Genomic DNA, 21,107 nt, shown 5'->3' with positions numbered 1-21,107 from the left:
ATGGATAATTTTATACATACCACGGTGCTGTTGGATGAAGCCGTCAACGCGCTCAATATTAAAGAAGATGGCATCTACATCGATGGTACCTTCGGTCGGGGCGGACACTCACGCCTGATCCTTTCTCAGTTGGGAGAGCAGGGCAAACTGTTTGCCATCGATCGCGATCCTCAGGCCATTGCCGCGGCCGCAGCGATTGACGATCCGCGCTTTACCATTATTCACGGTCCGTTTTCCGCGCTGGCGGATTATGTTGAGGCGCGCGATTTAACCGGCAAAATCAACGGTATTTTACTGGATTTAGGGGTCTCTTCGCCGCAGTTGGATGATGCCGAACGCGGCTTTTCTTTTATGCGCGATGGGCCGCTGGATATGCGCATGGATCCAACTCGCGGGCTTTCGGCCGCCGAGTGGCTGCTGCAGGCAGAAGAGAACGATATCGCTTTTGTGCTGAAAACCTATGGCGAAGAGCGTTTTGCTAAGCGTATTGCACGCGCCATTGCGGAGCGTAACCGCCTGCAACCCATGACACGCACCAAAGAGCTGGCGGAGGTGATTGCCGCCGCAACGCCGATCAAGGACAAATTCAAGCACCCGGCCACGCGGAGTTTTCAGGCTATTCGCATCTGGGTTAACAGCGAGCTGGAAGAGATTGAGCAGGCATTAAAAGGCGCGCTGGTTGCCCTGGCGCCGGGCGGACGTCTCTCAATTATCAGCTTCCATTCACTGGAAGATCGCCTGGTAAAACGCTTTATGCGCGAGCAGAGCCGTGGACCACAGGTGCCAGCAGGGCTGCCAATGACGGAAGCGCAGTTGCAAAAGCTGGGTGGTCGCCAGTTAAAAGCGCTGGGGAAAATGATGCCGGGTGAAGCGGAAGTGGCTGAAAACCCGCGTGCGCGTAGCTCGGTGCTGCGTATTGCGGAGCGCAACGCATCATGATTGGCAATGAGCGTCACAGCCTGCCCGGCGTTATCGGCGGCGATCTGCTGCGGCACGCTAAGATTCCGCTGCTGCTGCTGGTTGCCGTGCTGATTTCAGCGGTGCTGGTGGTTACAACCGCGCATAAAACGCGTTTGCTGACCGCTCAGCGTGAACAGCTGGTTCTGGAACGCGACGCGCTGGATATTGAGTGGCGTAACCTGATTCTGGAAGAGAACGCGCTGGGCGATCATAGCCGCGTTGAGCGCACGGCGACGGAAAAATTGCAGATGCAACATGTCGACCCGGCACAGGAAAATATTGTGGTACAGCAATAAGGAATTCCGGACTCCATGAGATCCGCTACCAAAGCGCTTAAGTTGAAAAAACAGGAAGATCAGGCCAGCTTTGTCAGCTGGCGTTTTGCGTTGCTGTGCGGCGGGATCTTTCTTGCGTTGATCGGACTACTGTTGCGTGTTGCCTATTTGCAGGTCATTAATCCCGACAGGCTGGTGCGCGAAGGTGATATGCGTTCTCTGCGCGTTCAGTCGATTCCTACCGCGCGCGGAATGATCACCGACCGTGCCGGCAGGCCGCTGGCTGTTAGCGTGCCGGTTAATGCCATCTGGGCCGATCCAAAAGAGCTGCACGATCGCGGCGGCATTACGCTTGACAGCCGCTGGAAAGCGCTGGCCGACGCGCTCTCTGTACCTCTTGATCAGCTGGCTAACCGCGTAAATGCCAATCCTAAAGGCCGCTTTGTCTATCTGGCGCGCCAGGTCAATCCGGCGATTGGCGACTACATCAAAAAGCTTAAGCTGCCCGGCATCCACTTACGGGAAGAATCCCGCCGCTACTATCCTGCAGGTCAGGTGACCTCTCATCTTATCGGTTTTACCAACATTGATGGGCAGGGCATTGAGGGCGTCGAGAAAAGTTTTGACCGCTGGCTAACCGGCCAGCCGGGCGAGAGAACGGTACGTAAAGATCGCTTTGGCCGCGTGATTGAAGATATCTCTTCGGTAGACAGTCAGGCAGCGCATAATCTGGCGCTCAGTATCGATGAACGTTTGCAGGCGCTGGTCTATCGCGAACTGAACAATGCCGTGGCCTTTAACAAGGCGGAATCCGGCACGGCGGTGCTGGTTGATGTCAACACCGGCGAAGTGCTGGCGATGGCTAACAGCCCGGCCTACAACCCCAACAATCTCAGCAATACGCCAAAAGATGTGATGCGCAACCGCGCTATCACCGACATCTTTGAACCCGGCTCCACCGTGAAACCAATGGTGGTGATGACCGCGCTGCAGCGCGGTGTCGTGCGCGAAAACAGCGTGCTGAATACGCTGCCTTATCGCGTTAATGGTCATGAAATCAAAGATGTGGCGCGCTATAACGAACTGACCCTGACTGGGGTTCTGCAGAAGTCGAGTAACGTCGGCGTATCAAAACTGGCGTTAGCGATGCCCTCCTCAGCACTAGTGGAAACATATTCACGCTTTGGATTGGGCAAACCAACCAATTTGGGGTTGGTCGGGGAAAGCAGTGGCCTGTATCCCCATAAACAAAGGTGGTCCGATATTGAAAGGGCCACCTTCTCATTCGGCTATGGGCTGATGGTAACGCCGTTACAGCTGGCGCGCGTTTACGCCACCATCGGCAGCTATGGCATCGCGCGTCCACTATCAATCACAAAAGTGGATCCGCCGGTACCGGGCGAACGCGCCTTCCCTGAATCAGTGGTGAAAACCGTGGTTCATATGATGGAAAGCGTCGCGCTGCCCGGCGGCGGCGGCGTCAAAGCCGCAATCAAAGGTTATCGTATCGCCATCAAAACCGGGACCGCGAAAAAAGTCGGTCCTGATGGCCGCTACGTGAATAAATATATTGCCTATACCGCTGGCGTGGCGCCAGCCAGCCATCCGCGCTTTGCGCTGGTGGTGGTCATCAACGATCCCCAGGCGGGTAAATATTATGGCGGTGCGGTGTCGGCACCGGTATTCGGCGCCATCATGGGCGGCGTTCTGCGCACCATGAATATTGAGCCAGATGCCTTGCCGACCCCGGTTGAAAAGAATGACCTGGTCAACAACAAGAAAGAGGAATCAAGTGACAGATCGTAACTTGCGCGACTTACTGGCTCCGTGGGTGCCTGGCGCGCCGGAGCGTCCGCTTCGTGAAATGACACTGGACAGCCGCGTGGCGGCGTCCGGCGATCTGTTTGTGGCTGTTGCCGGCCATAACGTTGATGGGCGACGTTTTATCCCTCAGGCTATCGCACAGGGCGTTTCGGCAGTTATCGCTGAAGCCGCCGGCGAGGCGGAGGATGGCGAAATTCGCGAAATGCATGGCGTACCGGTTATCTATCTGTCGCAGCTGCCACAGCGTCTGTCGGCGCTTGCCGGGCGTTTTTATCAGCAGCCTGGCGAGCAGTTGCGTTTAATCGGCGTAACCGGGACCAACGGTAAAACCACCACCACGCAACTGCTGGCGCAGTGGGCGAACCTGCTCGGCGAAACCGGCGCGGTAATGGGCACCGTCGGTAACGGCCTGTATGGTCATCTGATCCCCACTGAAAATACCACCGGCTCGGCGGTTGATGTGCAGCATATGCTGAACTCGCTGGTTGAGCAGGGAGCCACCCTGACGGCAATGGAAGTTTCCTCTCACGGGCTGGTGCAGCATCGTGTGGCGGCGCTGCCTTTTGCTGCGGCGGTGTTTACCAACCTGAGCCGCGATCATCTGGATTACCATGGCGATATGACGCGCTATGAGTCTGCGAAGTGGCTGCTGTTTTCCGAACATCAGGTGGGCGAAGCGATTATCAATGCCGACGATGAGGTTGGGCGGCGCTGGCTGGAGAGACTGCCCGATGCGGTTGCCGTCACCATGGCTGATAACGTACTGCCCGCTCAGCATGGTCGCTGGCTGAAAGCCACCGACATTCATTATCACGATAACGGTGCCACGATTCGTTTTGCTTCCAGCTGGGGCGATGGCGAGCTGGAAAGCCGCCTGATGGGCGCTTTCAACGTCAGCAATCTGCTGCTGGCGTTAGCGACGCTGTTAACGCTGGATTATCCGCTGGCGCAGTTAATGGCCAGCGCACGTCAGCTGCAGCCGGTTTGCGGACGGATGGAAGTTTTTAGCGCGCCAGACAAGCCAACGGTGGTGGTGGATTATGCCCATACGCCGGATGCGCTGGAAAAGGCGCTGGAAGCGGCGCGTCTGCATTGCCAGGGTCAGCTCTGGTGCGTCTTTGGCTGCGGTGGCGACCGCGATAAAGGCAAACGGCCATTAATGGGCGCCATTGCTGAACAGTTTGCCGATATTGTGGTGATCACCGACGACAATCCCCGCAGCGAAGATCCGGGCGCGATTGTTGACGATATTCTCACCGGTCTGCTCGACCCGGGCCGCGCTCGCGTAATGGCGGGACGCGCGCAAGCGGTAACCAACGCCATTATGCAGGCCGGACCGCAGGATATCGTACTGGTTGCCGGTAAAGGGCATGAAGATTATCAGATCGTCGGTAATCGCCGTCTGGACTATTCCGACCGCGTTACCGTCGCACGTTTGCTGGGGGTGATGGCATGATTCCGGTTTCCCTGGAAACGCTGGCGCAAATTGCTCACGGCACGCTGATCGGCGGCGATCTGCAGATTGCCGAAGTGACCACCGATACGCGTAAGGTCAGCGCAGGCTGTTTGTTTATCGCCCTGAAGGGCGAGCGCTACGATGCGCATGATTTTGCCAGCGACGCGGTTGCTAAAGGTGCGGCAGCATTATTGGTGAGTAAGCGGTTGCAAATTGATGTGCCGCAGGTGGTGGTAAGCGATACACGTATCGCGCTGGGCGAGCTGGCTGCCTGGGTTCGCCAGCAGGTCAATACCCGCGTGGTGGCGCTGACTGGCTCCTCCGGTAAAACCTCGGTAAAAGAGATGACGGCTGCCATTCTGCGTCAGTGCGGCGAAACGCTCTATACCGCAGGCAACCTGAACAATGATATCGGCGTGCCGCTGACGCTGTTGCGTCTTAATGCGACGCACCAGTATGCAGTCATTGAGCTGGGCGCTAATCATCAGGGCGAGATCGCCTGGACAACCGGTTTAACGCGTCCGGAAAGTGCGCTGGTCAACAACCTCGCCGCTGCGCATCTGGAGGGCTTTGGTTCTCTGGCGGGCGTGGCGAAAGCGAAAGGCGAAATTTTCCTCGGACTGCCGCCAACGGGAACGGCCATTATCAATGCCGACAGCAATGACTGGCCGCGCTGGCAAACCCAGTTAACCCAGCAGCGCGTCTGGCGATTTTCCGCCGCCGAAGGGGCAACCACAGATTTCTGCGCCACCGATGTGACGGTGAAATCACAGGGAACGGCTTTTACGCTGCATACGCCGCAGGGCGACGTGGCGGTGCTGCTGCCGCTGCCGGGTCGTCACAATGTCGCCAATGCGCTGGCAGCCAGTGCGCTGGCACTGTCGGTTGGCGCGCCGCTTGAGGCCATTGCTCAGGGGTTAGCCACGCTGCAGGCGGTGCCAGGGCGTCTGTTCCCTATTATTCTCGGTCCGCAAAAGCTGCTGCTGGACGACAGCTATAACGCCAATGTCGGATCGATGACCGCCGCTGCGCAGGTTCTGGCGGATATGCCGGGCTATCGCGTGATGGTTACCGGCGATATGGCGGAGCTGGGCGAGGAAGCGGTTGAATGCCACCGTCAGGTTGGCGAGGCCGCCCGTCACGCTGGTATCGATAAGGTACTGAGCGTGGGATCGTTAAGCCAGCATATCAGCGATGCCAGCGGCGTCGGCGAACACTTCAGCGATAAAGCGGCCCTGAGCGCGCGTTTATTATCGCTGCTTGCTGAGCATCAGGTGATTACCGTTTTAGTTAAAGGTTCTCGTAGCGCCGCCATGGAGCAGGTAATACAAACCTTACAGGAGAAAGGAACATGTTAGTTTGGCTGGCCGAACATTTGGTCGCTTTTTATTCCGGCTTTAACGTCTTTTCATATTTGACGTTTCGCGCCATTGTCAGCCTGCTGACCGCGCTGTTTATCTCGCTGTGGATGGGGCCGCGCCTGATCGCCTGGTTGCAAAAGTTGCAGATTGGACAAGTGGTGCGTAGCGAAGGGCCAGAGTCGCACTTTAGCAAGCGCGGCACGCCGACCATGGGCGGCATCATGATCCTGACCTCCATTACCATTTCGGTATTGATGTGGGCTTATCCTTCTAACCCTTACGTCTGGTGCGTGTTAACGGTGCTGATCGGCTATGGCATTGTGGGCTTTGTGGATGATTACCGCAAAGTCGTGCGTAAAGATACCAAAGGCCTGATCGCCCGCTGGAAATATTTCTGGCAGTCGCTGATTGCGCTGGCGGTAGCCTTCACCATGTATGCTGTCGGGAAAGATACACCGGCGACACAGCTGGTGGTGCCCTTTTTCAAAGATGTGATGCCGCAGCTGGGGCTGCTTTATATTCTGCTTTCCTACTTTGTTATTGTTGGCACCAGCAACGCGGTTAATCTGACCGACGGGCTGGATGGCCTGGCGATTATGCCAACGGTCTTTGTGGCCGCCGGTTTTGCGCTGGTCGCCTGGGCCACCGGTAACATGAATTTTGCCGGCTATCTGCATATTCCTTATCTGCGCCACGCCGGTGAACTGGTGATTGTCTGCACCGCCATTGTGGGTGCCGGGCTTGGCTTCTTATGGTTTAACACCTATCCCGCTCAGGTGTTTATGGGCGATGTGGGTTCACTGGCCTTAGGCGGCGCGCTGGGCACTATCGCAGTGCTGCTGCGCCAGGAGTTCCTGCTGGTGATTATGGGCGGCGTGTTTGTAGTGGAAACGCTGTCGGTGATCCTGCAGGTAGGCTCCTTTAAGCTGCGCGGCCAGCGTATTTTCCGTATGGCACCCATTCATCACCATTATGAACTGAAAGGCTGGCCGGAGCCGCGCGTCATCGTGCGTTTCTGGATCATTTCGCTGATGCTGGTGCTGATTGGCCTGGCAACCCTTAAGGTGCGTTAACTATGGCTGACTATCAGGGTAGAAAAGTGGTCATTATCGGGCTAGGGCTGACCGGCCTCTCCTGTGTTGATTTCTTTTTAGCGCAGGGCGTAACGCCGCGCGTGATGGATACCCGAGTGTCACCGCCTGGCCTGGATAAGCTGCCTGACAGCGTGGAGCGCTATTTGGGCTCACTTAACGGCGACTGGCTGCTGGCCGCAGATCTGATTGTCGCCAGTCCGGGCATGGCCCTGGCGCATCCGCTGCTGATGGAAGCGGCAGAGGCAGGCGTTGAAATTATTGGTGATATTGAACTGTTCTGTCGTGAAGCACAGGCGCCAGTAGTGGCGATCACCGGTTCGAACGGGAAAAGTACTGTCACCAGCCTGGTAGGAGAGATGGCGCGGGCCGCTGGCTGGGCCGTGGGCGTGGGCGGAAATATTGGCCTGCCGGCGCTCAGTCTGTTGCAGCAGCCGGCCCAGCTTTATGTACTGGAACTTTCCAGCTTCCAGCTGGAAACCACCCACAGCCTGAAAGCGGCAGCGGCAACCATTCTGAACGTCAGTGAAGATCATATGGATCGCTATCCGTTGGGGCTGCAGCAATATCGTGCCGCCAAGCTGCGTATTTATGAAAATGCGGCAGTTTGCGTAGTGAATGCTGATGATGCGTTAACCATGCCGGTACGCGGTGCCGATAAACGCTGCGTTAGCTTCGGCGTTGACGTAGGCGATTATCATCTCAACCGCCAGCAGGGCAGCATCTGGTTGCGGGTGCATGGTGAAAAGGTACTGAATACCGAAGAGATGACGCTGGTTGGGCTGCATAACTATACCAATGCGCTGGCTGCGCTGGCGCTGGCGGATGCGGTCGGCATTCCGCGCGCCAGCAGTCTGAAAGCCTTAACCACTTTTCGTGGGCTGGCGCATCGTTTTCAACTGGTGCATGAACGCAACGGTGTACGCTGGATCAATGACTCTAAAGCGACCAACGTCGGCAGCACGGAAGCGGCGCTCAGCGGATTAAAAGCGCAGGGTACGCTGTGGCTGCTGTTGGGCGGCGATGGCAAATCTGCCGATTTCTCCTCGCTGACGCGTTATTTGCAGGGTGATGCTATCCGTGTCTGGTGCTATGGCCGTGACGGTGCGGCACTGGCGGCACTGCGCCCGGAAATCTCCAGTCAGACAGAAACGCTGGAGCAGGCTATGCGGGCTATCGCGCCGCAGGTGCAGCCGGGCGATATTGTTCTGCTGTCGCCGGCCTGCGCCAGTCTTGATCAGTTCCGTAATTTTGAACAACGCGGCGATCGATTCGCCCAGCTGGCGCGGGAGCTGGGCTGATGCGTATTCCAGGCTTAGGGCTGGCGGGCGGCGTAGCGGTGCGCCTGCGCGAGTGGGTAATGGGCAGCCGGGAAAATAGTGATACGGCCACCATGGTGCTGTATGACCGTACCCTGCTGTGGTTGACCTTCGGGCTGGCGATTATCGGCTTTGTAATGGTGACTTCCGCCTCTATGCCGGTAGGACAGCGTCTGTCTGAAGATCCGTTTTTCTTTGCCAAGCGTGATGCGTTTTATCTGCTGCTGGCATTGGGGATGTCGCTGATCACGCTGCGTATCCCGATGGAGGTCTGGCAGCGTTACAGCAATATGATGCTACTGGCCTCGGTATTGATGCTGTTGATTGTGTTGGTGGTTGGTAGCTCGGTAAACGGCGCATCGCGCTGGATTGCGCTGGGACCACTGCGTATTCAGCCAGCCGAGTTGTCCAAGCTCTCGCTGTTTTGTTATCTCGCCAGCTATCTGGTGCGTAAAGTCGAAGAGGTACGTAATAACTTCTGGGGCTTTTGTAAACCGATGGGCGTGATGGTGGTACTGGCGGTGCTGCTGCTGGCGCAGCCGGATCTGGGAACGGTGGTGGTGCTGTTTGTTACTACGCTGGCGATGTTGTTCCTGGCAGGCGCCAAGCTGTGGCAATTTCTGGCAATTATCGGATCCGGCATCTTTGCGGTGATCCTGTTGATCATTGCTGAACCCTACCGTATGCGCCGCGTTACTTCCTTCTGGGATCCCTGGGAAGATCCGTTTGGTAGCGGCTACCAGTTAACCCAGTCGCTGATGGCGTTCGGACGCGGTGAGTTTTGGGGGCAGGGGTTAGGTAACTCCGTGCAAAAACTGGAGTATTTACCAGAGGCGCATACCGATTTCATTTTCTCCATTATCGGGGAAGAACTCGGTTATATCGGTGTGGTTTTAGCGCTGTTAATGGTATTCTTCGTCGCTTTTCGGGCGATGTCGATTGGCCGACGTGCGCTGGAGATTGATCAGCGCTTTTCCGGATTTCTGGCCTGCTCGATTGGCGTCTGGTTTAGCTTCCAGGCGTTGGTAAACGTCGGCGCGGCAGCGGGTATGCTGCCTACTAAGGGCCTGACGTTGCCATTGATTAGTTACGGTGGTTCCAGTCTGATCATTATGTCGACGGCCATCGTGTTGTTGTTACGCATAGATTATGAGACGCGTCTGAGCAAAGCGCAGGCGTTTACCCGAGGTGCGCGATGAGTGGAAAGCGGTTGATGGTAATGGCTGGCGGTACCGGCGGACATGTGTTCCCGGGCCTGGCCGTTGCGCATCATCTGATGGCGCAGGGCTGGCAGGTACGCTGGCTGGGAACCGCCGATCGTATGGAAGCCGATCTGGTGCCGAAACACGGTATCGAAATCGATTTTATCCGCATTAGCGGATTACGTGGCAAAGGGCTTAAGGCGATGTTGGCTGCGCCGGTGCGGATTTTCAACGCCTGGCGTCAGGCCCGCCGCATTATGAAAGCCTGGAAGCCTGATGTCGTGCTTGGCATGGGCGGCTATGTTTCAGGGCCCGGCGGCCTGGCGGCCTGGAGCTGCGGTATTCCGGTAGTGCTGCATGAACAGAATGGCATTGCCGGGTTAACCAATAAATGGCTGGCGAAGCTGGCAACGAAAGTGATGCAGGCATTTCCCGGCGCGTTTCCGCATGCCGAGGTCGTGGGCAATCCGGTGCGCACCGATGTGCTGGCGCTAAGCCGCCCGGAGCAGCGTCTGGCTGGCCGTGAAGGTCCGATTCGGGTTCTGGTCGTTGGTGGCAGTCAGGGCGCGCGCGTGCTTAACCAGACGATGCCGCAGGTTGCGGCACTGATGGGCGATAGCATTACGTTGTGGCATCAGACCGGGAAAGGGGCGCAGAGCGATGTTCTGGCCGCGTATGCCGCAGCGGATGGCGCGCATCAGCATAAAATTACTGAATTTATTGACGATATGGCGGCGGCCTATGGGTGGGCCGATGTGGTGGTATGCCGCTCCGGCGCGCTGACGGTAAGCGAAGTCGCTGCTGCGGGCCTTCCGGCTATTTTTGTGCCTTTTCAGCATAAAGATCGTCAGCAGTACTGGAATGCGCTCCCGCTGGAAAAAGCGGGCGCAGCCAAAATTTTTGAGCAGCCGCAGTTTACTGCGAATGGGGTGGCGGAAACGTTAAAGCAGTGGGATCGACCCACGCTGCTGCTGATGGCGCAAAAGGCGCGTCAGGTAGCGATTCCCGATGCCACCGAACGGGTAGCGGCAGAAGTCAGCGCCGTAGCGCGCTAACAGAATTAAGAGAAGGTACTGCGGTACCGACAGGCAAAAGAAACGATGAATACTCAACAACTGGCGAAACTGCGTTCTATCGTGCCCGAGATGCGTCGCGTCCGGCACATTCACTTTGTCGGCATCGGCGGTGCCGGCATGGGCGGTATTGCCGAAGTGTTGGCCAATGAAGGTTATCAGATTAGCGGTTCCGATTTAGCGCCTAATGCCGTGACGCAGCATCTGACCGCGCTGGGCGCCACCATCTATTTTCACCATCGCCCGGAAAACGTCAGTGATGCCAGCGTCGTGGTAGTCTCCAGTGCGATTACGCAGGATAACCCGGAGATTATCGCCGCGCGTGAAGCACGTATTCCGGTGATCCGCCGGGCTGAAATGCTGGCTGAGCTGATGCGTTTCCGTCACGGGATTGCGGTGGCCGGTACGCACGGTAAAACCACCACCACGGCGATGGTGACCAGCATCTATGCCGAAGGCGGACTCGATCCCACCTTTGTTAACGGTGGTTTGGTTAAAGCGGCGGGAACGCATGCGCGTCTGGGCAGCAGCCGTTACCTGATTGCGGAAGCGGATGAGAGCGATGCTTCCTTCCTGCATCTGCAACCGATGGTGGCGATTGTAACCAATATCGAAGCTGACCATATGGATACCTACCAGGGCGACTTCGAAAATCTGAAGCAGACCTTTATTAACTTTCTGCACAATCTGCCGTTTTATGGCCGGGCCATACTCTGCGTGGATGATGCGGTGATCCGCGATTTGATCCCGCGAGTGGGACGTCAGATCACCACCTACGGCTTTAGCGAAGATGCTGACGTGCGCATCGAAGATTACGAGCAGCACGGCGCGCAAGGGCACTTTACGCTGGTGCGCCATGACAAGCCGCTGATGCGCGTAACGCTTAACGCACCGGGTCGTCATAACGCCTTAAACGCGGCGGCGGCGGTTGCCGTTGCCACGGAAGAGGGCATTGATGATGAAGAGATCCTCAGCGCGCTGGAAAGCTTCCAGGGCACCGGACGTCGCTTCGATTTCCTCGGCGAGTTCCCGCTGCAGCAGGTAAACGGCACCGTTGGTTCCGCCATGCTGGTCGATGATTATGGCCATCATCCGACCGAAGTGGACGCCACCATTAAGGCGGCGCGAGCAGGCTGGCCGGATAAAAAGCTGGTAATGATTTTCCAGCCGCATCGCTATACGCGCACACGCGATCTTTATGATGATTTCGCCAATGTGCTGTCGCAGGTAGATGTATTGCTGATGCTGGATGTCTATTCCGCCGGTGAAACGCCGATCCCTGGCGCAGACAGCCGATCGCTGTGCCGGACGATCCGGGGGCGTGGCAAGGTGGATCCTATCCTGGTGCCGGATCATGATGCGATCCTCGATTTCCTTGCCCCGACATTAAGCGGCAACGATCTTATCCTGGTTCAGGGCGCGGGTAACATTGGTAAGATTGCTCGTCGACTGGCTGACCAAAAACTGAAACCGCAGACCAATGAAGAGGAACATCATGGCTGATAAAGTAGCGGTACTGCTGGGTGGTACCTCCGCTGAACGCGACGTCTCGTTAATGTCTGGCGAGGCGGTGATTGCGGGTCTGAAAGAGGCGGGTATTGACGCGCATGGCGTCGATCCGCGCGATTTCCCCGTTATGCGGTTGAAAGAAGAAGGCTACACAAAAGTGTTCATCGCCCTGCACGGTCGTGGTGGTGAAGATGGTACTTTACAGGGCGTTCTGGATTTCCTGCAGATCCCCTATACCGGCAGCAGCGTGATGGCTTCGGCGATCACCATGGATAAATGGCGCTCTAAGCTGCTCTGGCAGGGGGCTAACCTACCGGTTGCGCCCTATGTCTGGATCAACCGCCAGCAGATGGAAGCTGGAATGGATAAGACGCTGGTGCAGCGTATCGCCCAGCTGGGTATGCCGCTGTTTGTTAAACCCAGCAGCGAAGGCTCCAGCGTGGGTATTTCACGCGTTAATCAGCCCGCAGAGCTGCCCGCGGCGCTGGAAGAAGCGTTTCGTCATGATGATGATGTGCTGATTGAAAAGTTTATTAGCGGCCCTGAATACACGGTGGGCATTCTTGGCGATCAAATTTTGCCTTCGATCCGTATTCAGCCAGCCAGCGACTTCTATGACTATGAAGCAAAATACATTTCTGACGATACACAGTACTTCTGCCCGGCCGGACTGAGCGTGGAAAAAGAGGCGGAGCTGCAGGCGCTGGTGTTGAACGCCTGGCGTACTCTGGGCTGCAGCGGCTGGGGACGCGTGGATGTAATGATGGACGGTGACGGCACCTTCTATCTGCTGGAGGTGAATACCTCTCCTGGCATGACCAGCCACAGCCTGGTGCCAATGGCAGCAAAGCAGGCAGGGATGAGCTTCTCCCAGCTGGTGGCGCGTATTCTGGAGCTGGCCGACTAAGATGTCGCAGGCGGCTCTGAACGTACGTCGGGACGCGCAGGAGAAAGCGAAAGCGCGCACCGGCCGCAGCAATGGCTCTCGGTTAGCAGGAATGTTGTTTCTGCTGTTGGTGATCGGCACGATGCTGGCGGGCGGTTTCGTGGTGCTGAAGTGGATGAATGACGCTTCGCGCCTGCCGCTTTCAAAACTGGTGGTGACGGGAAAAACGCATTACACCACCAATGACGATATCCGTCAGGCCATCCTGTCGTTGGGCGCGCCCGGCACTTTTATGTCACAAGATGTAAATGTGATACAGCAGCAGATTGAACGTCTGCCGTGGATTAAACAGGTCAGCGTACGCAAGCAATGGCCGGACGAATTAAAGATTCATCTGGTTGAGTATGTGCCGGTAGCACGGTGGAATGATTTACATATGGTTGATGCGGAAGGCAAATCTTTTAGCGTGCCAGCTAACCATATCGGCAAAGAAACGCTACCGTTGCTGTATGGCCCTGAAGGAAACGAGCAGGATGTACTGGCTGGCTATCGTCAAATGAGTGAAATTTTGGCGGCCAGCAAGTTTAGCGTAAAAGCAGCATCAATGACTGCTCGCCACTCCTGGCAGTTGGTCACGGGCGACGATGTACGTATTGAGCTGGGCCGTAGCGATAACATGAAGCGTCTTAAGCGGTTTATTGAACTCTGGCCGATGCTCCAGCAGCAGGCCACCGCGGAAAACAAGCGCGTCAGTTATGTCGATTTGCGCTATGACTCCGGCGCTGCCGTTGGCTGGGCTCCGGCATTTATTGAGCCTCAGGACAGTAATCAGCAACAGAATCAGGCACAGGCTAAACAACAATGATCAAGGCGACGGACAGAAAACTGGTAGTAGGACTTGAGATAGGCACCGCCAAGGTCGCCGCTTTAGTAGGGGAAATTCTGCCCGATGGCATGGTCAATATTATTGGGGTCGGCAGTTGTCCGTCCCGCGGTATGGATAAAGGTGGCGTAAACGATCTGGAATCGGTGGTGAAATGCGTACAGCGCGCTATCGATCAGGCGGAGCTGATGGCGGATTGTCAGATTTCGTCCGTTTACCTTGCTTTATCCGGTAAACATATTAGTTGCCAGAACGAAATCGGGATGGTTCCGATTTCTGAAGAGGAAGTGACACAGGAAGATGTTGAAAACGTTGTGCATACCGCTAAGTCGGTACGCGTGCGTGATGAGCATCGCATCCTGCATGTGATTCCACAGGAGTACGCGATCGATTACCAGGAAGGGATTAAAAACCCGGTTGGGCTGTCGGGCGTGCGCATGCAGGCAAAAGTGCATTTGATCACCTGTCACAACGATATGGCGAAAAATATCGTTAAGGCTGTTGAACGTTGCGGCCTGAAAGTGGACCAACTGATTTTTGCCGGTCTGGCATCCAGCTTTGCTGTGCTGACCGAAGATGAACGTGAACTGGGCGTCTGTGTGGTTGATATCGGCGGCGGTACGATGGATATCGCCGTATATACCGGCGGCGCGCTGCGCCATACCAAAGTCATTCCCTATGCAGGGAACGTGGTAACCAGCGATATCGCCTATGCCTTCGGCACGCCGCCGACCGATGCGGAAGCAATCAAGGTTCGTCATGGCTGCGCACTGGGCTCGATCGTTGGCAAGGATGAGAACGTTGAGGTGCCAAGCGTGGGCGGACGCCCGCCGCGCAGTCTACAGCGTCAGACATTAGCCGAGGTGATTGAGCCGCGTTATACCGAGCTGCTGAACCTGGTTAACGACGAAATTTTGCAGTTGCAGGAACAGTTACGCCAGCAGGGCGTTAAGCATCATCTGGCAGCAGGGATTGTGCTTACCGGCGGCGCGGCGCAGATTGAAGGGTTAGCCGCCTGCGCGCAACGTGTGTTTCATACGCAGGTGCGCATCGGTCAGCCGCTGAACATTACCGGATTAACGGATTATGCGCAGGAGCCTTACTACTCAACGGCTGTAGGTCTTCTGCACTATGGAAAAGAGTCTCACCTGAGCGGTGAGGCGGATGTTGAAAAACGTGCTTCAGTTGGCAACTGGTTTAAACGTATCAACAGCTGGCTGAAAAAAGAGTTTTAATTTTTCTAAAAGGGGATCATGCTAGCACTATTTTATGATCTCCAGGCGACAGGCACATAACGGAGAGAAATTATGTTTGAACCTATGGAATTAACCAACGACGCGGTGATTAAAGTCATCGGCGTCGGCGGGGGCGGTGGCAACGCCGTCGAGCATATGGTCCGCGAGCGTATCGAAGGCGTTGAGTTCTTCGCGGTGAATACGGACGCGCAGGCGTTGCGCAAAACTGCAGTTGGCCAGACTATCCAAATCGGTACCAACATTACTAAAGGTCTGGGTGCAGGCGCGAACCCTGAAGTAGGGCGTACTTCTGCAGAAGAAGATCGTGAAGCGCTGCGTTCTGCGCTCGACGGCGCGGACATGGTCTTTATCGCAGCCGGCATGGGCGGCGGTACTGGTACTGGTGCTGCGCCGGTCGTGGCTGAAGTCGCGAAAGAGTTAGGCATCCTGACCGTTGCGGTGGTGACCAAGCCGTTTAACTTTGAAGGCAAAAAGCGTATGGCGTTTGCCGAGCAGGGCATCGCCGAGCTTTCCAAGCACGTTGATTCACTGATCACCATCCCCAACGATAAGCTGTTAAAAGTGTTGGGCCGTGGGATTTCACTGCTGGATGCGTTTGGTGCGGCTAACGACGTACTGAAAGGCGCGGTACAGGGTATTGCCGAGCTGATCACCCGTCCGGGTCTGATGAACGTCGACTTCGCCGACGTGCGTACCGTAATGTCCGAAATGGGTTATGCCATGATGGGTTCCGGCGTGGCCTGTGGTGAAGATCGCGCTGAAGAAGCGGCAGAAATGGCTATTTCCAGCCCGCTGCTGGAAGATATCGATCTTTCCGGTGCTCGCGGCGTGCTGGTAAACATTACCGCTGGTTTTGACCTGCGTCTGGATGAGTTCGAGACCGTAGGTAACACGATTCGTGCTTTCGCATCTGATAATGCTACCGTGGTTATCGGTACTTCTCTGGATCCGGAAATGAACGATGAACTGCGTGTTACCGTGGTGGCTACCGGGATTGGCATGGACAAACGTCCGGAAATCACCTTGGTAACCAACAAGCAGGCGAGCAGCCAGCCGGTAATGGATCATCGCTATCAGCAGCACGGTATGTCTCCGCTGCCGCAGGAGCAAAAGCCCGCTGCGAAAGTGGTCAACGATCAAAGCTCGCAGCCAGGCAAAGAGCCTGACTACCTGGATATTCCTGCCTTCCTGCGCAAGCAGGCTGATTAGGAATAACCCGAGAATTGGGATTCTCCGCTCTTTGTGCTAAAATGTTCGCCCGTCAGTGATATAGACTGACGGTCGGATGATGATTTTGCGAGATAATACGATGATCAAACAACGGACATTAAAACGTATTGTTCAGGCGACTGGCGTCGGTTTGCATACCGGCAAGAAAGTCTCTCTGACGTTACGCCCTGCGCCGGCTAATACCGGGGTCATCTATCGTCGCACTGACTTGAATCCACCGGTTGATTTCCCGGCTGATGCAAAATTCGTGCGCGACACCATGCTAAGTACCTGCCTGGTGAATGATGAAGGCGTACGTATTTCCACCGTAGAGCACCTGAACGCCGCGCTGGCTGGCCTTGGCATCGACAATATCATTGTCGAAGTGAATGCGCCTGAAGTGCCGATTATGGACGGCAGTGCCGCCCCTTTCGTCTACCTGCTGGTTGACGCGGGCGTTGAAGAGCTGAATAGCGCGAAGAAATTCGTGCGTGTTAAACAGGCTGTGCGTGTTGAAGATGGCGACAAATGGGCTGAGATCAAACCTTATAACGGTTTCTCACTCGATTTCACCATTGATTTTAAACACCCGGCGATTGATTCCAGCTCACAGCGTTATCAGCTGAATTTCTCTACGGAAGCGTTCATGCGTCAGATCAGCCGTGCGCGAACCTTCGGCTTTATGCGTGAAATCGAATACCTGCAGTCCAAAGGCCTGTGCCTGGGCGGTAGTTTAGATTGCGCGATAGGCTTAGACGATTTCCGCGTACTGAACGAAGAAGGTTTACGCTTCGAAGATGAATTTGTTCGCCACAAAATGCTGGATGCTATCGGTGACCTGTTTATGTGCGGCCATAATATTGTAGGTGCGTTTTCCGCTTACAAATCAGGCCATGCGCTGAACAATAAACTGCTGCAGGCGGTGCTGGCGAAACAGGAAGCCTGGGAATGGGCGACCTTTGAAGACGAAGCTGAACTGCCGGTGGCGTTCAAGGCAACAAATCTGGTTCTGGCTTAACAGGCTATAACTTTTTAAAATGACTGGTAGCGTTGGCTCACTCTCTCCGGCCAGCAAAGCCAGTCGTTTTTGTTTCTGCATTGCGGTGCGCATTATTTGCGCCGTTGTCGTTCAGACTGTCGCTCTTTTCTCCTCCTCCCGCTACGATCTGATGTTTAACGTACGCAATGATGATAAGATTTGCCCTTGCTAAAGGTGGCAACCGGCCTGATACGCCAGATGGAACAAAGCCGCTAATTATTCATTGAAGAAGGGCAGGTCGCTACCTGCCAGACGGAAACCGTTGTGATCGCTATTTTTCACCGTTGGCGACAATTAGGCAGGCGTTACTTTTGGCCGCATCTGTTATTTGGCATGGTGGCGGCAAGCCTTGGCCTGCCTGCTGCGCACGCCCAGAGTGCTGAACAAAATAGTCGCCCAGAAGCCACAGCGAAAAAACTGATTACCGGTAGCGCTGTACGGGTTGATAATCTCGTGCTGCTGCAGGGGAATGTCCGTCGTGCCAACTTCAGCGTGGATTACTGGCATCAGCATGCGATCCGCACCGTCATTCGCCACCTCTCCTTTGCGCTTACGCCACAAAATCTGCCCGATGCGGAAGAAACCCTGCCGCTTGCCGTGCAGAAAATGGCGCTGTTAGATACGCTTAACGCACTGCTTACGCATGAGCCGCGTCAGCCGGTAATTATCCGCCATACGCAACAACCTGCCGTTTCTGTTACGCCGGATTATCATATCGGTATCTGGCTGGCCCAGGTACAGGGTATCCGCGCCGGACCTTACATTCTCAGCTGAAGCCTGAGCAGTCCTTAATCCATATACTATAAAAAATGAACCGCAAACACGGCGGTAAAGATGAGAATGTATTTATTATGCTAACTAAGTTGTTAACCAAGGTATTTGGCAGTCGTAACGACCGTACGCTGCGCCGCATGCGTAAAACGGTAGAAATCATCAACAAAATGGAGCCGGATTTCGAAAAGCTCTCTGATGATGAACTGAAAGCGAAAACCCAGGCGTTTCGCGCCCGTCTGGAAAAAGGCGAAGAGCTGGACAGCCTGCTCCCCGAAGCCTTTGCCACCGTTCGTGAGGCGAGCAAGCGCGTATTCGGCATGCGTCACTTTGACGTGCAGCTGATTGGCGGCATGGTACTGAACGATCGTTGTATCGCTGAAATGCGCACCGGTGAAGGTAAAACCCTGACCGCGACGCTGCCCGCTTATCTGAATGCGCTGAGCGGTAAAGGCGTACACGTGGTGACCGTCAACGATTATCTGGCCCAGCGCGATGCAGAAAACAACCGTCCGCTGTTTGAGTTCCTTGGCCTGTCAGTGGGGATCAACCTGCCGGGCATGCCCGCGCCCGCCAAGCGAGAAGCCTACGCTGCCGATATTACTTACGGCACCAATAACGAATATGGCTTTGACTATCTGCGCGATAACATGGCGTTCAGCCCGGAAGAGCGCGTTCAGCGTAAACTGCACTATGCGCTGGTGGATGAGGTCGACTCCATTCTTATCGATGAGGCGCGTACGCCGCTGATTATCTCCGGCCCGGCAGAAGACAGCTCTGAACTCTATATCAAAGTAAACAAAATCATCCCGAACCTGATCCGTCAGGAGAAAGAAGATTCTGACACTTTCCAGGGCGAAGGCCATTTCTCGGTAGATGAAAAAGCCCGTCAGGTACACCTGACCGAACGTGGTCTGGTCGCTATTGAAGAACTGATGGTGCAGGAAGGCATTATGGCTGAAGGCGAATCACTCTACTCGCCGACCAATATCATGCTGATGCACCACGTTACTGCTGCCCTGCGTGCGCACGTGCTGTTCACGCGTGACGTCGACTACATCGTTAAAGACGGCGAAGTGGTTATCGTCGATGAGCATACCGGCCGTACTATGCAGGGCCGCCGCTGGTCAGATGGCTTGCATCAGGCGATTGAAGCAAAAGAAGGCGTTGAGATTCAGAATGAAAACCAGACGCTGGCCTCGATCACCTTCCAGAACTACTTCCGCTTGTATGAGAAGCTGGCCGGGATGACCGGTACAGCGGATACCGAAGCGTTTGAATTTAGCTCTATCTACAAACTGGATACGATTGTTATCCCCACCAACCGCCCGATGGTGCGTAAGGATCTGCCCGATCTGGTCTACATGACCGAGAAAGAGAAGATCGATGCGATCATTGAGGATATTCGTGAGCGTACCGCCAACGGTCAGCCGATCCTTGTTGGTACGATTTCGATCGAAAAATCGGAAGTGGTATCTAACGAGCTGACGCGTGCCGGTATCAAGCACAATGTACTGAACGCGAAGTTCCACGCGCGTGAGGCCGATATCGTGGCGCAGGCTGGTCAGCCGGGCGCAGTAACCATCGCCACCAACATGGCGGGTCGTGGTACTGACATTATGCTGGGCGGTAGCTGGCAGGCAGAAGTTGCTGCGCTGGAAAACCCGACCGAAGAGCAGATTGCTGCCATTAAAGCGGCCTGGAAAGAGCGTCATGATGCGGTCCTGGCATCGGGCGGTCTGCATATTATCGGTACTGAGCGCCATGAGTCGCGTCGTATCGATAACCAGCTGCGCGGTCGTTCAGGTCGTCAGGGCGACCAGGGTTCATCCCGTTTCTATCTGTCGATGGAAGATGCGCTGATGCGTATTTTCGCCTCCGATCGCGTATCGAATATGATGCGTAAGCTGGGGATGAAGCCGGGCGAAGCCATTGAGCACCCCTGGGTTACCAAGGCCATTGCCAACGCGCAACGTAAAGTGGAAAGCCGCAACTTTGATATTCGTAAGCAGCTGCTGGAATATGATGATGTGGCCAACGATCAGCGTCGTGCTATTTACTCACAGCGTAATGAACTGCTGGACGTGGCTGACGTTAGCGAAACCATTAACAGCATTCGCGAGGACGTATTTAAGTCCACGATCGACAGCTATATCCCGCCGCAGTCGCTGGAAGAGATGTGGGATGTTGCCGGGCTGGAAGAGCGCCTGAAAAACGACTTCGATCTGGATATGCCGATTCGCCAGTGGCTGGATAAAGAGCCGGAACTGCATGAGGAAACGCTGCGCGAGCGTATTATGACGCAGGCGAAAGAAGAATATCAGCGTAAAGAAGAAGTGGTCGGCGCCGAGATGATGCGCAGCTTTGAAAAAGGCGTCATGCTGCAAACGCTGGATTCGCTGTGGAAAGAGCATCTGGCGGCGATGGACTATTTACGTCAGGGTATTCATCTGCGCGGCTACGCACAGAAGGATCCGAAGCAGGAATATAAGCGTGAATCTTTCGCTATGTTTGCCGCAATGCTGGAATCACTGAAATATGAAGTGATCAGCACTCTGAGCAAAGTCCAGGTGCGTATGCCAGAAGAAGTCGAGGCGATGGAAGCGCAGCGCCGTGAAGATGCAGAGCGTCTGGCACAGCAGCAGCGGTTAAGCCACGTTGATGATGCTACAGAAGCGGCCGCCGCGCTGGCTGCTGAAACCGGCGAGCGTAAGGTTGGACGTAACGATCCTTGCCCGTGTGGCTCTGGTAAAAAATACAAGCAGTGTCACGGCCGCCTGGCCTGATTAAGTTAACAGTGAAAAGGGAGCCAAAAGGCTCCCTTTTTTATTGGGGTGCAACACGCAACGCGGGTAATGGCGCTTTCTTACTTATTCAGCCTCTGTTACTGATCCATCCGTTATTCAGATAATTTTCTTTGTAAATCAGCAGGCTAATTAAAGGAACCGTTAAAGTTTTTAGCCGGCTGGCAAGATATACTCGGCTAAATGGAA

Annotated in this window: 17 protein-coding genes; all 17 read left to right on the top strand. The window is 55.4% G+C overall.

The annotated features are described in order from the left end of the window. Positions 1 to 939 (top strand): 16S rRNA (cytosine(1402)-N(4))-methyltransferase RsmH, encoded by a 939-nt coding sequence (rsmH, locus tag B1H58_RS03550; RefSeq protein ID WP_085068012.1) that lies wholly within the window; start codon positions 1 to 3, stop codon positions 937 to 939. Beyond that, entirely contained in the window at positions 936 to 1,256 is a 321-nt protein-coding gene (gene ftsL / locus B1H58_RS03545; RefSeq protein WP_085068011.1) for a cell division protein FtsL, read from the top strand. The genes rsmH and ftsL overlap by 4 nt, the downstream gene beginning before the upstream one ends. A gap of 15 nt (positions 1,257 to 1,271) precedes the next feature. Then, the gene (locus B1H58_RS03540; protein WP_085068010.1) at positions 1,272 to 3,041 is read left to right on the top strand and encodes a peptidoglycan glycosyltransferase FtsI; all 1,770 of its coding nucleotides are present in this window, start codon (positions 1,272 to 1,274) and stop codon (positions 3,039 to 3,041) included. After that, positions 3,028 to 4,515, top strand: a complete 1,488-nt coding sequence (murE, locus tag B1H58_RS03535; protein ID WP_085068009.1) for a UDP-N-acetylmuramoyl-L-alanyl-D-glutamate--2,6-diaminopimelate ligase — start codon at positions 3,028 to 3,030, stop codon at positions 4,513 to 4,515. The genes B1H58_RS03540 and murE overlap by 14 nt, the downstream gene beginning before the upstream one ends. Next, positions 4,512 to 5,873: a UDP-N-acetylmuramoyl-tripeptide--D-alanyl-D-alanine ligase gene (murF, locus tag B1H58_RS03530; RefSeq protein WP_085068008.1), complete on the top strand. Its 1,362-nt coding sequence runs from the start codon at positions 4,512 to 4,514 to the stop codon at positions 5,871 to 5,873. Before murE ends, murF begins: the two co-directional genes overlap by 4 nt. Continuing rightward, positions 5,867 to 6,949: a phospho-N-acetylmuramoyl-pentapeptide-transferase gene (gene mraY / locus B1H58_RS03525; RefSeq protein ID WP_085068007.1), complete on the top strand. Its 1,083-nt coding sequence runs from the start codon at positions 5,867 to 5,869 to the stop codon at positions 6,947 to 6,949. Before murF ends, mraY begins: the two co-directional genes overlap by 7 nt. A gap of 2 nt (positions 6,950 to 6,951) precedes the next feature. Next, positions 6,952 to 8,268, top strand: a complete 1,317-nt coding sequence (gene murD / locus B1H58_RS03520; protein WP_085068006.1) for a UDP-N-acetylmuramoyl-L-alanine--D-glutamate ligase — start codon at positions 6,952 to 6,954, stop codon at positions 8,266 to 8,268. Further along, positions 8,268 to 9,485 (top strand): cell division protein FtsW, encoded by a 1,218-nt coding sequence (gene ftsW / locus B1H58_RS03515; RefSeq protein ID WP_085068005.1) that lies wholly within the window; start codon positions 8,268 to 8,270, stop codon positions 9,483 to 9,485. Before murD ends, ftsW begins: the two co-directional genes overlap by 1 nt. Beyond that, positions 9,482 to 10,543 carry an undecaprenyldiphospho-muramoylpentapeptide beta-N-acetylglucosaminyltransferase gene (gene murG / locus B1H58_RS03510; RefSeq protein WP_085068004.1) on the top strand — a complete coding sequence of 354 codons (1,062 nt, stop codon included), beginning with the start codon at positions 9,482 to 9,484 and terminating at the stop codon, positions 10,541 to 10,543. Before ftsW ends, murG begins: the two co-directional genes overlap by 4 nt. Positions 10,544 to 10,588: 45 nt before the next feature. Then, positions 10,589 to 12,064, top strand: a complete 1,476-nt coding sequence (murC, locus tag B1H58_RS03505; protein ID WP_085068003.1) for a UDP-N-acetylmuramate--L-alanine ligase — start codon at positions 10,589 to 10,591, stop codon at positions 12,062 to 12,064. After that, positions 12,057 to 12,977 carry a D-alanine--D-alanine ligase gene (locus tag B1H58_RS03500; protein WP_085068002.1) on the top strand — a complete coding sequence of 307 codons (921 nt, stop codon included), beginning with the start codon at positions 12,057 to 12,059 and terminating at the stop codon, positions 12,975 to 12,977. The genes murC and B1H58_RS03500 overlap by 8 nt, the downstream gene beginning before the upstream one ends. A gap of 1 nt (position 12,978) precedes the next feature. Then, positions 12,979 to 13,821 carry a cell division protein FtsQ gene (gene ftsQ, locus B1H58_RS03495; RefSeq protein ID WP_085068001.1) on the top strand — a complete coding sequence of 281 codons (843 nt, stop codon included), beginning with the start codon at positions 12,979 to 12,981 and terminating at the stop codon, positions 13,819 to 13,821. After that, positions 13,818 to 15,074: a cell division protein FtsA gene (ftsA, locus tag B1H58_RS03490; protein WP_038628246.1), complete on the top strand. Its 1,257-nt coding sequence runs from the start codon at positions 13,818 to 13,820 to the stop codon at positions 15,072 to 15,074. Before ftsQ ends, ftsA begins: the two co-directional genes overlap by 4 nt. Positions 15,075 to 15,146: 72 nt before the next feature. Then, positions 15,147 to 16,304: a cell division protein FtsZ gene (ftsZ, locus tag B1H58_RS03485; RefSeq protein ID WP_085068000.1), complete on the top strand. Its 1,158-nt coding sequence runs from the start codon at positions 15,147 to 15,149 to the stop codon at positions 16,302 to 16,304. Positions 16,305 to 16,404: 100 nt separating this feature from the next. Further along, positions 16,405 to 17,322, top strand: coding sequence for a UDP-3-O-acyl-N-acetylglucosamine deacetylase (gene lpxC / locus B1H58_RS03480; RefSeq protein WP_085072222.1), 918 nt, complete (start codon positions 16,405 to 16,407; stop codon positions 17,320 to 17,322). A 285-nt stretch (positions 17,323 to 17,607) separates the two neighbouring features. Beyond that, positions 17,608 to 18,117: a secA translation cis-regulator SecM gene (gene secM / locus B1H58_RS03475; protein ID WP_085067999.1), complete on the top strand. Its 510-nt coding sequence runs from the start codon at positions 17,608 to 17,610 to the stop codon at positions 18,115 to 18,117. 77 nt (positions 18,118 to 18,194) lie between these two features. Beyond that, a complete protein-coding gene (gene secA / locus B1H58_RS03470) occupies positions 18,195 to 20,900 on the top strand; it encodes a preprotein translocase subunit SecA (protein ID WP_085072221.1) in 2,706 nt (901 codons plus the stop codon). Positions 20,901 to 21,107 lie beyond the last annotated feature (207 nt).

Origin of the sequence: Pantoea alhagi, assembly GCF_002101395.1 — a bacterium.
Lineage (GTDB): Bacteria > Pseudomonadota > Gammaproteobacteria > Enterobacterales > Enterobacteriaceae > Mixta > Mixta alhagi.
The sequence above is the reverse complement of the archived record's forward strand: the minus strand, read 5'-3'. Positions and strand labels throughout refer to the sequence as shown.